We start from the raw sequence: 12847 nt of genomic DNA on the forward strand, positions 1-12847 counted from the left end.
TTACTTGTTTTTTACTATCTGTGCCATGAACTCGCACTCGGTCACTATTTTCTCGCCAACGAAAGCATAGCCTTTCATGACGGCACATCCGCGACGCAATGGAGTGGAGAATGATACATGGAATATCAACGTATCGCCCGGCACAACCTTGTTGCGGAACTTCACGTTGTCTATCTTCATAAAATAGGTCGAATACTTTTCCGGATCGTCGACAGTACTCAATACGAGCAAGCCTCCGGTCTGCGCCATAGCCTCTACCTGAAGCACACCGGGCATAACGGGTTCCTGCGGGAAGTGCCCGAGGAAGTAAGGCTCATTGCCAGTTACGTTTTTAACACCTACTATGTAATTGTCACCCTTTTCTATAACCTTGTCGACCAAAAGGAAAGGATAACGATGAGGGAGAAGTTCACGTATACGGTTGACATCCATTACGGGATCAGCCGACGGATTGTAGACCGGAGCCTGTATCTCCTGACGTTTTATCTCCTTGCGTATTTTCTTTGAAAAAGTCGTATTAATCGAGTGTCCGGGACGGGTGGCTATGACTTTACCCTTCAAAGGACGTCCGATAAGCGCTATATCACCGAGCACATCAAGCAGTTTATGACGCGCAGGCTCATTTTCAGCAAATAGGGGGAAATTGTTTATATAACCGAGTTCCGACACATTCTTGTGGGGCACATTCATAAGGTCGGCAAGACGGTCAAGATCGCTCTGTTCCATAGGCTTGTCATAGATGACAATAGCATTGTCAAGGTCACCGCCCTTTATAAGATTGCCCTTTACAAGGGGCTCGATCTCACGTACAAATACAAATGTACGGCTCGCGCCTATCTCACGGGAGAAGTCATCAAGACGGTCAAGCGACGCGAACTGATTGGTAAGTACCGGTGAGTCAAAAGCCACCATGGTATCGATGCTGAAATCATCGTCGGGCAGCACTACGATTGACGAACCGGTAGTGTCGTCGCGCACCTCGATTTTCTGCTTCACCACATAGTAGTCTTTTTCAGCATCCTGCTCAACGACTCCTGTCGACAGGATCTTTTCACAGTATTCCTTGGCGCTTCCGTCAAGTATAGGAAGCTCGGGAGCATTGACTTTTATGAGACAGTTATCTATACCGGCGGCATACAATGCGGCGAGCGCATGCTCGATCGTACTGACCTTAAGATCGCCACGACTAATCACGGTACCGCGGTTTGTTGCGGTCACATATTCGGCAAGCGCATCTATTTCAGGCTCACCTTCGAGATCCATACGCTTGAACTTATAACCGTGATTTTCGGTAGCCGGACAAAACTCTGCATCTATCACAAGGCCAGTATGCAGCCCCTTACCATGCACCTTAAACGGTTCTTTTAGAGTACGCTGTTTCATATCTTATATCTTTATTTCTGATTATCGAGTTTCTTTTCAAGCTCAGCCACACGACGGTAAAGCTCTGTAAGATTCTTTACATTCACAACCTGACGGGCAAAATCTTTGGCTTCGACCGCCGGATATCCCATTATGCGCGAACCTGACTCCACGTCACGGGGAAGTCCAGACTGAGCACCTATCATCACATTGTCGCCAACATGTATATGTCCGGCAAATCCTACCTGACCGCCGACCATACAGTTTGCACCGACCTTTGTCGAGCCTGCCACGCCTACCTGTGAGGCCATTACGGTATTTTCGCCTATTTCACAATTGTGAGCCACCTGTATAAGATTGTCGAGCTTAACACCTTTACGGATGCGGGTACATCCCATAGTAGCCCTGTCAACGGTGGTATTGGCTCCAATCTCGACATTATCTTCCAAGATCACAATACCTATCTGCGGTATCTTGTTGTAAGAGCCATTTGCCGGAGCAAACCCAAAACCGTCGGCTCCTATCACCACGCCCGCATGCAGCGTACACCCCGCTCCTATTTTGCATCCGTGATATATTTTGACTCCCGGATACAGAATGGTATTGTCACCTATCTCAACTCCGTCGCCCACATAAACCTGCGGATATATTTTCACGTTCTTACCGAGTGTGACACCTTTGCCGATATAAGCAAATGCTCCTACATAAACATCATCCGGCACAACAACTCCATCCGATATGTAAGCAGGCTGCTCTACTCCCACAGGATTGGGAGCCGACATTTTGCTTACCATGTCAAGCAGGCTTGCGACCGTGGAATAAGGATCGGCTACCCTTATGAGGGTGGCTTTTACAGGATGTTCAGCGACAAATTCATTGCCTACAAGTACTATCGAGCTTGCGGTATCATAGATAAAATGAGTGTATTTCGGGTTGGCAAGAAACGAAATAGCCCCGGGTTGGCCCTCTTCGATTTTGGCGAAAGTACTGACTTTAACATCGCCGTCACCTTCGACTGTACCGTTTACAAGGGCTGCTATCTGTATTGCGGAAAACTCCATTGCAATCGTTTAATTGTTAAAATAGTTTTATTTAATGTGCAAAGTTGCGCAAAATTTTTCAAAACAGCGGCATATTTAGACCAAAATTTATCCCCCGATTGGCGATTCAGCCCAGAATTAAGGTAATTTTGTAGAATCAGGCTTATCTTTTGTTCCGTTTAGATAAAAAGTCACTATCTTTGTTATAATATCAAAGTACGGAATATGCAATCCATAACGAAATACTTCAATCTCAGCGAAAGGCAAAAAGAGCAATTCGAAACGCTCGGCACTCTTTATCCGGAATGGAACGAGAAGATAAATGTCATATCGCGTAAAGATATCGATAACCTTTACGTAAACCACATACTGCACTCTCTGTCCATAGCCAAATTCATAAATCCTGTCGACGGAACACGAATACTCGACATGGGTACAGGAGGAGGTTTTCCCGGAATACCGCTTGCTGTTATGTTTCCAAAATGCCACTTCCACCTTATTGACCGCATAGGCAAGAAAATTAATGTGGCCAGAAATATAGCCGACAGCATAAAGCTCGATAATGTCACATTTCAGCACGGCGATATAGCCGAGTGCCGCGACAAGTACGATTTTGTGGTCAGCAGAGCCGTAATGAGACTTGACGGACTGCTGCCGCTAATAAAAGCGAATATCGACAAAGTACAGCGAAACGGCTACCCCAACGGCCTTATATGCCTCAAAGGAGGCGACCTGAACGACGAAACGAAGAGTATCCAGAACCCCGTTATAGTAGAAGATATAAATCGTTGGTTTGATGAACCGTTTTTTGACACAAAGAAACTCGTATATGTACAAATGTGATTAAAATACTGGAAATCATGCTGAAAATAAAGACATTTACATTCAATATGTTTGGGGTAAACACCTATCTCATATGGAACCCCGACACACGCGAAGCGGCCGTAATCGACCCGGGCATGATAAACGAAGACGAAGAGCTACAACTCGACAACTTCATAGAGGCTCACCGGCTCAAACTCATGCACTTAATAAACACCCACATGCATGTAGACCATATATTCGGCGACTTATATGTAAAAAACAAATATGGTCTTGAAGTTACGGCCTGCGAAGATGATGCCTTTCTCGGAGAACGGGCGGCAACCCAATGCCGCATGTTCGGTCTTCCCGACAACATGGCTGTAATAGAAATTGACCGCCGGCTCAGCCACGGCGACACAATAGACATATGCGGCGAGAATGTGGAAGTGCTTGGAGTACCGGGCCACTCACCCGGCAGCATCGTATTGTATTTCCCCAGATCCAAGTGGGCTATCACCGGCGATGTACTATTTCGCGGAAGCATAGGACGCACCGACCTTGTAGGAGGCAATCACCAGTTGCTCATAGACGGCATACGCAACAAAGTTTTCAGACTTCCCGAGAATGTAACCGTATATCCGGGACACGGGCTGCCGACCGACATAGGCTACGAACAGCGTTACAATCCATTTATATAATAATCAATTCGGTTAATTTCACACACTATTTTTGACTTTTTGTTGCATATTTAAAAGATTTGCTCTACATTTGTAGCGTAAAACAGAACCAAACAGATATGACTCGATTTTATGCATATTATTTTTCTTACTTTTATTTCGCAAGGAATTAAAGCGGGCAGATATGTATACATGACATCGACGATATAATAAAACGTATTTTTAAAGTCCCGCTCCTAACATTTAGGTCGGGACTTTAATTTTATAACCCAACTAAACTCACGCAATGAAAAAGCGCGTAACAATCCAAGGTGTGGCCGGCTGTTACCATGATGCCGCCGCCCGTAAATATTTCGCAGACGAAGATATCGACACGATACCTTGCGAATCGTTTCACGATATGTTCGAGACATTGTCTGACGACGCCTCGCTACTCGGCATTCTGGCTATAGAAAATACCATAGCGGGCTCTTTGCTGCAAAATCATGAACTCCTGCGCAAAAGCCACATGCAGATTGTGGGCGAATACAAGATGCGCATATCACACACTCTTGCGGCTCTTCCGGGACAAACTATCGACGAGCTTACCGAAGTCAACTCTCATCCGATGGCCCTAAGGCAATGCGAACAGTTTTTACACCGTCATCCCAATTTAAAAATGATAGAAGCGTTTGACACGGCCGGCAGCGCGAAAGAGATTGCGGAAAAAAAACTTATGGGACATGCAGCAGTATGCGGCGAATATGCAGCCGAACTGTACGGACTGAATGTGTTGCAGCGCGAAATAGAAACCAACAGGCGCAACTATACGCGTTTTCTCATTATCACCGACCCTCTGATGGCCGCAGAAATGGCCCCTCCAGAAACCGATATCAACAAAGCGTCGATAGTATTTACCACTCCACACACTCAGGGAGCATTGTCGAAGGTGCTTACAATTTTCTCCTTCTACGACATAAATCTCTCAAAAATACAGTCAATGCCCATAGTAGGGCGAGAGTGGGAATATCGTTTTTATGCCGACCTTACTTTTGACAGCTACGCGCGTTACCGCCAGTCCATAGAAGCCGTACGCCCATTAATCAACGACCTCCGCATACTTGGAGAATATACCGAATGTAAAAATGAAATCTGACATCAAAATAATTCCGGCCGACAGAGTATCGGAAATTCAGGAGTATTACTTTTCCCGCAAACTGCGTGAGGTTGCAAAAATGAACGCCGAAGGCGCCGACGTAATATCGCTCGGAATAGGCGGCCCCGACCTGCCCCCCCACTCCGAGGTCATCGACACCCTTGCCGAAGAGACCCGGAAACCCGGCAATCACAGTTACCAACCATATGTAGGCATACCCGAGCTACGCAAAGCCATGGCTGACTGGTATGCAAGATGGTACGGCGTAGATCTTGATCCGACAACCGAGGTGCAGCCGCTCATAGGCTCCAAGGAGGGCATACTGCATGTATCGCTCGCATTCCTGAACCCGGGCGACGGAGTACTTGTACCGAATCCCGGATACCCGACCTACTCTTCCGTAAGCCGACTGGCTCAGGCCACAATATACAACTACGACCTAACGGAAGAAAAAGGATGGCTGCCAGACTTCGACGCACTCGAGAAACTGCCTCTCGACAAAATAAAACTCATGTGGATCAACTATCCGCACATGCCTACAGGCACTCCGGCCACCCTCGAACTTTTTGAAAAGATAGTAGCATTCGGCAAGAAGCACAATATAGTCATAGCACACGACAATCCGTATAGCTTCATCCTTAACGACAAGCCGCTCAGTCTTCTTCAGACCAAAGGAGCCAAAGACATAGCCATAGAGATGAACTCAATGAGCAAGTCACACAACATGGCCGGTTGGCGCGTAGGCATGCTTGCCTCCAATCCTACATTTATAAACTGGATACTTAAGGTCAAATCAAATATTGACTCCGGACAATTCAAGCCCCTTATGCTTGCGGCGGTAAAAGGTTTTGAAGCAGGACAGGATTGGTATGACGGTATCAACGCCACATACTCGGGGCGCCGGAAAGTAGCTGAAAAAATAATGACAGCGCTGCAGTGCACCTACGACCCGGCTCAGAAAGGACTGTTTCTGTGGGGACGTATTCCCGACAGCGAACCTTCAAGCGAATCCCTTGCCGACAAAGTGCTGTATGACGCACACGTATTTATCACTCCGGGCTTCATATTCGGCAGCAACGGCGACCGATATATACGCATATCGTTATGCGCCAACGAACAAAATATGCTGCGGGCTCTTGACCGTATTAACGAAATGAATAAAAACCATTAATCATAGACTGACATGAACGAATTAAAACCTCTCCTGAAAGATGAGACCGAAAAACTCCAACCCATCATAATAGCCGGCCCGTGCAGCGCCGAAACAGAAGAACAGGTAATGGCCACCGCCCGCGAACTCGCTAAAAACGGGGTGAAAATATTTCGCGCCGGCATATGGAAACCCCGCACCAAACCCGGAGGCTTCGAGGGTATCGGCGTAGAAGGTCTACAATGGCTCAAACATGTAAAAGAGGAGACCGGAATGCTTACCTCGACAGAAGTGGCTACAAAACAGCACGTGGAAGCCGCTCTTGAAGCAGGAGTAGACATTTTATGGATTGGAGCCCGCACATCGGCCAACCCGTTTGCCATGCAGGAAATAGCCGACGCACTCAAAGCATCGGGAGTAGACATACCGGTGCTTGTAAAAAATCCGGTGAATCCTGATCTCGAATTATGGATCGGAGCTCTACAGCGTCTATACAATGCCGGCATAAATCGTCTCGGAGCCATCCACCGAGGCTTCAGCTCCTATGGCAAGCACCTGTACCGTAACCTGCCGCAGTGGCACATACCTATAGAACTGCGCCGCCGTTTTCCCGACTTGCCATTGCTCTGCGACCCGAGCCACATCGGAGGCAAACGCGAATTAGTAGCGCCGCTATCACAACAAGCTCTTGACATGGGCTTTGACGGACTCATCATCGAAAGCCATTGCGACCCGGACTGCGCATGGAGCGACAAAGCCCAGCAAGTAACACCCGACGTACTCAACTTTATTCTAAACACCCTTGTGCTACGCGACTCTACCGTAACAACCGAAAGCCTCACCCTGCTCCGTCAACAGATTGATGAACTCGACAACGAGCTTCTTGAAGTACTCAACAAGCGTATGAGAATATCGCGCGAGATTGGCCAATACAAAAAAGAGCACAGGATGCCTGTACTGCAGATAGGCCGTCATGACGAGATAATGCAGTCACGCGCCAAACTTGCGGAAGATATGGGAATGAGCGGCGATTTTATGCGCTCGGTGCTGGCTGCAATACACGAGGAGTCGGTACGTCAGCAAATTGAGATATTTAACGACCGCACTCATTAAATATATACTGCATTATGAAAATTCTTATTATCGGAGCGGGAAAGATGGGCTCGTTTTTCTGCGACCTGCTTTCCCAGAACCATGATGTGGCTATATACGACACCGAACCACGGCGACTTTTGTTCACGTTTATGTGCCGACGCTTCAGTGACCTGTCGGAAGTTGACAGTTTCGCCCCCGACATGGTCATAAACGCAGCTACAGTAAAGTATACACTCGACGCATTCAAAGCGGTAATGCCGCATCTGTCCGAAAGATGTATTTTAAGCGACATCGCTTCGGTAAAAACCGGCTTGCCGGAGTTTTATGCCTCATGCGGCCATCCTTTTGTATCGACCCATCCTATGTTCGGTCCCACATTTGCCTCGTTGAGCAATCTGAGCAATGAAAACGCCATAATCATCGCCGAAAGCGACCATCTGGGCAAAGTATTTTTCAAGGATCTCTATTCAGGACTGGGTCTTCACATCGAGGAATACACTTTTAAAAAGCACGACGAAACAATCGCCTACTCTCTATCAGTACCGTTCGCGTCCACTCTTGTCTTTGCCGGCTGCATGAAACATCAGGATGCCCCGGGCACCACATTCAAGCGCCACAAGGCCATAGCCGACGGACTTATGAGTGAAGACGATTACCTACTCAGTGAGATACTGTTTAATCCACATACCTCAGGGCAGCTTACCAAGATACAGCAAAAGCTTGCCGAGCTGCAACAAATAGTCGAAGAGCACGACAACGAGGCCATGCAGAATTACCTTGACTTGGTAAGACAAAATCTGAAATAACGGCATTTGCAGTAACCGACGTATTATGACAAAAAACATTTATTGTGACATATCCTGACAGCTTCGAAAATAAAATAGGTTTTACAGCACTTCGTTCATCAATCAATGAGCGTTGTCTATCCTCGATAGGAAAAGAATTTTGCGAAAGCATGTCATTTTCCAATGACTACGATGTTGTTAAAAACAAGCTGGAGGCTACCGGCGAGATGCTCTCGATCATAACTTCGGGAGAAGCGTTTCCTCTTGAAGGCATACACGATATTAATACTTTATTAGGAAGCATAAAAGTACCGGGCACCTTTATCGGCGCATCGGACCTGCTCACGGTCAGACGCACACTTACCACAATAAATGACATTGTAGCCTATTTTAATTCCAAACGGCATGAAGAAGGTTCGGAGTATCCGGTGCTTGATGAAAAGGCATCCATGCTTACTCCTTTTCCCGAAGTAACAAAACTTATAGACCGCATAATCGACCGTTTCGGAAACGTAAAAGACAGCGCTTCGGCGGAGCTGGCTGACATACGTTCACGCATAAACTCTACATCAGGGGCCATAAACACCATCATGAGAAGAGTACTCGCGCGAGCGGCTCAAGCAGGCTATATAGACACCGACACAACTCCGTCGGTACGCGACGGACGTCTGGTGATACCTGTACCTCCGATGAACAAACGACGCATCAACGGCATCGTACATGACGAGTCGGCATCAGGCAAAACAGTATACATCGAACCGGCAGAAATAGTCGAGGCCAATAACAGGATACGCGAACTACAGCTTGAGGAGCGCCGCGAAACGGTCAGGATACTAACGGCATTTGCCGACGATATAAGACCACACATAGAACCGATACTGGCCGGTATGGACATAGTCGGAGAACTTGATTTCATTCACGCCAAAGCGCTTTTCGCCAATGACATAGGAGCGCATCTCCCGATTCTGGGCCAAGACGTAGAGATGGAGTGGTATCATGCCGTACACCCCGTGCTATTGCTTTCGCTAAGACGCCAAAACAAAGAAATCATACCACTTGATATAACTCTCGACCGACATGCACGCATACTTATTATCTCCGGACCGAACGCCGGAGGAAAGTCAGTATGCCTTAAAACAGTAGGTATCGTACAGTACATGACACAATGCGGCATGTTGCCGCCGCTATACGAGAACTCCCATATGGGTGTTTTCGACGATATTTTCGTCGACATAGGCGATGACCAGTCCATAGAGGATGACCTGAGTACCTACAGCTCACATCTGCGCAATATGAAATACTTTCTGGCCAACGGCCGAAATACGTCGCTCGTACTCATCGACGAATTTGGCAGCGGCACCGAACCGCAGATAGGAGGAGCCATTGCCCAAGCAATACTCAAACAGTTCAATGACCGCGGCATGTGGGGAGTAATCACAACCCACTTCCAGAACCTCAAACATTATGCAGAAGATACCGAGGGGCTCATAAACGGCTCAATGCTTTATGACCGGCACCTGATGCAGCCCACGTTCAGGCTGTCAATAGGAAATCCCGGTAGCTCGTTTGCAGTCGAGATAGCCCGTAAAATCGGTCTGCCTGAATATATAATATCGGAAGCGGAGGCTATAGTGGGAAGCGACTACATAAACATGGACAAGTACCTTCTTGATATCGCCCGTGACAAACGCTACTGGGAAAACAAGCGCATAGCCATAAGACAGAAAGAGAAAAAGCTGGAAAATCAACTTAGCCGTTATGAGGACGAAGCGGAACAGCTCCGAGAAAAACGTCGAGAAATATTAAACGACGCCAAAGAAGAGGCGCGAAAAATCCTTGAAGGCAGCAATGCTTCGATCGAACGCACAATACATGAAATAAAACTTGCGCAAGCTGACAAGACCAAAACACAGGAAGCCCGCAAAAGGCTCCAGACTGAAAAGGATGCGTTAGCACAAGGAGAGATCGGTGACCATCCGTTGCTAAAAAAAGCGCCGAAAAAGAAACGCCAATCCAAGCCGGCAAACGATATAGCTACAGCACGGCCGCTTAATGTAAACGACAATGTCAGACTTGACGGCCAAGGCACTGTAGGCAAGATACTTGAAATAAACGGTAAAAACGCTACCGTGGCATTCGGTATGATAAAGACCACCGTAAAACTTGATCGGCTTAAAGCCACTATAGCACAGGCACAATCAGGAGCCGGTCCGACTACTGTGGTGGGAGGAGCTGTATCGGACGCCCAACGTCGCAAACAGCTTGACTTCAAACAGGAGATTGACTTGCGAGGAATGAGAGTTGATGAAGCGGTGCAAGCACTCACCTATTATATAGATGATGCAATACGTTTCAATGCGGGAACAATAAGGATACTCCACGGCACAGGCACGGGAGCTCTCCGCCAATATCTGCGTCAATATCTTGACACTATCGATGGCATCAAGTCATATCGTGACGAACACGTACAGTTTGGCGGCGCAGGCATAACCGTAGTCGAATTAAAATAGATTATCAGCATACACAAAATAAAACAGAAGTCAGGCAGAAACCATGTATATTCTGCCTGACTTCTATTTTATTTTGTCAACGATTGTCAGTCCTTATTAACCGGAACCGTCTGCGGTAGCTCAAGCGAAGGCTTTATGCCGTCGCGTTCGAGAAGCGCATCGATAGTAGGCTCCTGACCGCGGAAACGTTTGTATAAGGTCATCGGATGCTCGGTGCCTCCGCGAGTAAGTATATTCTTACGGAATGAATCGGCCGTCTTGCGGTCAAACAGACCATTTTTCAAAAATACCGAAAAAGCATCGGCATCAAGAACCTCCGCCCATTTGTAACTATAGTATCCCGCGGCATAACCGCCCGAAAAAATGTGGCTGAACTGGGGCGAGAATGAGCAACCGTCAACTTCGGCAAACATGGCTACAGGTTCATTGGCCTTACGCTCAAGTTCCGCAGGGTCATCGACCTTTTCCGTAACAGAATGCCATGCCATATCGGTAAGTCCGAACCCGAGCTGACGCAGACATGCATAACCGGCGCCAAACTGCGAAGTCGCCACAATCTTGTCAACAAGCCGCTGCGGTATAGGCTCGCCGGTCTGATAATGCTTTGCGAAACCGTCAAGAAACTCTTTCCGGGTAAGATAATTCTCATTAAACTGCGACGGCAGTTCTACAAAGTCGCGATACACAGCCGTGCCCGACAATGAAGCATACTTGGTATCGGCAAGGAGTCCATGCAACGCGTGACCAAATTCATGAAGGAAAGTCTCTACCTCATAAGGTGTCAACAATGAAGGTTTGGAGCCTGTGGGCTTTGTAAAATTCATCACTATCGAAACATGAGGCCGCACACTGTCGCCCGAAGCAGAAATGCACTCATCGCGGAAACCAGTCATCCATGCACCCGGGCGCTTGCTGTCACGCGGGAAAAAGTCGGCATATATTATACCTATATATTTACCGTTATCATCTTTTACCTCATAAGCCTTGACATCGGGATGATATACTTTTATATCCGGATTATATGTAAACGACAGGCCATACAGTTTGGTAGCGAGTCCGAACACACCGTCAATGACATTGTTCAGTTCAAAATAAGGCCGCAGCTCCTCCTCGTCATAATTGTACTTGCGCTCTTTCAGCTTATTGGAATAATAACTGTAGTCCCATGCCTGAAGCTTCACAGGATGTCCCTCGATAGCCTCCGCACACTCCTCTATCTCGGCAAACTCCTTCAGCTGAGCCGGGCGGTAAGCTTCGGTAAGCTGCGTGAGCAGTTTATTGACATTATCGGGTGTCTCGGCCATCGTCTTTTCAAGAGCATACTCGGCATAAGTGGACTTGCCGAACAGATTGGCGATACGGCGGCGTGTATCGGCGATATCCGACATTATGTCAATATTGGAGTATTCCCCTTTTGTATTGCGGCTGTTGTAAAGCCGATAAAATTTCTCTCTCAGGTCACGTCGGTCACTGTACTTCATGAACGCCATATAGTCAGGCTGCGCCAAAGTAAACAGATACATGCCCTCCTTGCCTTTCTCCTTTGCGGCAAGAGCGGCTGCTTCTACAGAACTTTCAGGAAGACCAGACAGGTCATCGGCCTCAAGCCATATCTCGTAAGTGTTCAGCTCTTTCAGTACATTCTGCCCGAACTTGGTAGTCAAGTCAGACAAGTGCGACGACAGCTCCCTGTACTTATCGCGCTGCTCCCCTTCAAGTTTGGCTCCGTTTCGGGCAAATGAATCGTAAGTGCGCTCCAGAAGCATAGCATCCTCAGGCAACAAGTCAAGTCTGTCACGGTCATCGTAAACAGCTTTCACCCTTTTCCACAGCTCCCCGTTAAGCGAGATGCCGGTAGAGTGTTGCGACAGTTTTCCTGATACTCTCAGCGAAATATCCATCAGTTCGTCATCGCTCATAGCCGAAAGCAACGGATAAAACACGTTAAGCACACGGTTAAGATCAGCACCGGTGCGTTCAAGAGCCACAATCGTGTTTTCAAAAGTGGGCTCCGCGCTCTGCGTCACGATAGCATCAATCTCTTGATTCTGTATCTTCATGCCGCGATCTATCGCTTCCTCATAATATTTATTTGATATGCGGTCAAAAGGCACGGTATTATGAATACCGTCATACTCATGGAAAAACGGGTTGTCGGACGATGCCGCGGATTGTTGCGCTTGTGTCATAACTGCAAATAGAGTCAGAAAGGCGGTTAAAGCTTTTCTCATATATTAAATAATAAAGTTAATAATGGACAAATATACTATAAATATTCGACAATCGGCC

Annotated in this window: 10 protein-coding genes; 7 read left to right on the forward strand and 3 right to left on the reverse strand. The window is 47.4% G+C overall.

Features of this window, described 5'->3' with window-relative positions; all coding sequences use genetic code 11:
- Both FW767_RS03335 and lpxD read right to left on the reverse strand, forming a co-directional pair.
- Entirely contained in the window at nt 1–1383 is a 1383-nt protein-coding gene (locus FW767_RS03335) for a bifunctional UDP-3-O-[3-hydroxymyristoyl] N-acetylglucosamine deacetylase/3-hydroxyacyl-ACP dehydratase (RefSeq protein ID WP_121698299.1), read from the reverse strand.
- A gap of 11 nt (nt 1384–1394) precedes the next feature.
- Nucleotides 1395–2423 carry a UDP-3-O-(3-hydroxymyristoyl)glucosamine N-acyltransferase gene (gene lpxD, locus FW767_RS03340; protein ID WP_205523795.1) on the reverse strand — a complete coding sequence of 343 codons (1029 nt, stop codon included), beginning with the start codon at nt 2421–2423 and terminating at the stop codon, nt 1395–1397.
- A 204-nt stretch (nt 2424–2627) separates the two neighbouring features.
- Between lpxD and rsmG the strand changes: the two genes are divergently transcribed.
- The 7 genes from rsmG (at nt 2628) to FW767_RS03375 (ending at nt 10558) form a co-directional block, all read left to right on the forward strand.
- A complete protein-coding gene (rsmG, locus tag FW767_RS03345) occupies nt 2628–3245 on the forward strand; it encodes a 16S rRNA (guanine(527)-N(7))-methyltransferase RsmG (RefSeq protein ID WP_121698297.1) in 618 nt (205 codons plus the stop codon).
- 17 nt (nt 3246–3262) lie between these two features.
- The gene (locus FW767_RS03350) at nt 3263–3904 is read left to right on the forward strand and encodes an MBL fold metallo-hydrolase (protein WP_147438699.1); all 642 of its coding nucleotides are present in this window, start codon (nt 3263–3265) and stop codon (nt 3902–3904) included.
- Between the two features lie 265 nt (nt 3905–4169).
- Nucleotides 4170–5018 (forward strand): prephenate dehydratase, encoded by an 849-nt coding sequence (locus FW767_RS03355; protein ID WP_148464291.1) that lies wholly within the window; start codon nt 4170–4172, stop codon nt 5016–5018.
- The gene (locus tag FW767_RS03360; RefSeq protein ID WP_121698294.1) at nt 5008–6189 is read left to right on the forward strand and encodes a pyridoxal phosphate-dependent aminotransferase; all 1182 of its coding nucleotides are present in this window, start codon (nt 5008–5010) and stop codon (nt 6187–6189) included. Before FW767_RS03355 ends, FW767_RS03360 begins: the two co-directional genes overlap by 11 nt.
- 12 nt (nt 6190–6201) lie before the next feature.
- Nucleotides 6202–7281 carry a bifunctional 3-deoxy-7-phosphoheptulonate synthase/chorismate mutase type II gene (locus tag FW767_RS03365; RefSeq protein ID WP_121698293.1) on the forward strand — a complete coding sequence of 360 codons (1080 nt, stop codon included), beginning with the start codon at nt 6202–6204 and terminating at the stop codon, nt 7279–7281.
- Nucleotides 7282–7295: 14 nt separating this feature from the next.
- Nucleotides 7296–8069, forward strand: coding sequence for a prephenate dehydrogenase/arogenate dehydrogenase family protein (locus tag FW767_RS03370; RefSeq protein ID WP_121698292.1), 774 nt, complete (start codon nt 7296–7298; stop codon nt 8067–8069).
- A gap of 44 nt (nt 8070–8113) precedes the next feature.
- Complete coding sequence (locus FW767_RS03375; RefSeq protein WP_121698291.1) at nt 8114–10558, forward strand: endonuclease MutS2; 2445 nt, start codon at nt 8114–8116, stop codon at nt 10556–10558.
- Between the two features lie 86 nt (nt 10559–10644).
- On the opposite strand, the gene FW767_RS03380 is transcribed toward FW767_RS03375, so the two are convergent.
- Nucleotides 10645–12747 carry a M3 family metallopeptidase gene (locus tag FW767_RS03380; RefSeq protein WP_235898016.1) on the reverse strand — a complete coding sequence of 701 codons (2103 nt, stop codon included), beginning with the start codon at nt 12745–12747 and terminating at the stop codon, nt 10645–10647.
- Nucleotides 12748–12847 lie beyond the last annotated feature (100 nt).

The organism is Heminiphilus faecis (assembly GCF_008728965.1).
GTDB classification, from domain to species: domain Bacteria; phylum Bacteroidota; class Bacteroidia; order Bacteroidales; family Muribaculaceae; genus Muribaculum; species Muribaculum faecis.

Bases quoted from the DNA above. Each gene is read 5' to 3' on its own strand.
- lpxD (WP_205523795.1), bottom strand. From the start codon at position 2,423: ATGGAGTTTTCCGCAATACAGATAGCAGCCCTTGTAAACGGTACAGTC.
- FW767_RS03380 (WP_235898016.1), bottom strand. From the start codon at position 12,747: ATGACACAAGCGCAACAATCCGCGGCATCGTCCGACAACCCGTTTTTC.
- FW767_RS03365 (WP_121698293.1), top strand. From the start codon at position 6,202: ATGAACGAATTAAAACCTCTCCTGAAAGATGAGACCGAAAAACTCCAA.
- FW767_RS03360 (WP_121698294.1), top strand. From the start codon at position 5,008: ATGAAATCTGACATCAAAATAATTCCGGCCGACAGAGTATCGGAAATT.
- FW767_RS03350 (WP_147438699.1), top strand. From the start codon at position 3,263: ATGCTGAAAATAAAGACATTTACATTCAATATGTTTGGGGTAAACACC.
- FW767_RS03370 (WP_121698292.1), top strand. From the start codon at position 7,296: ATGAAAATTCTTATTATCGGAGCGGGAAAGATGGGCTCGTTTTTCTGC.
- FW767_RS03335 (WP_121698299.1), bottom strand. From the start codon at position 1,383: ATGAAACAGCGTACTCTAAAAGAACCGTTTAAGGTGCATGGTAAGGGG.
- FW767_RS03355 (WP_148464291.1), top strand. From the start codon at position 4,170: ATGAAAAAGCGCGTAACAATCCAAGGTGTGGCCGGCTGTTACCATGAT.
- rsmG (WP_121698297.1), top strand. From the start codon at position 2,628: ATGCAATCCATAACGAAATACTTCAATCTCAGCGAAAGGCAAAAAGAG.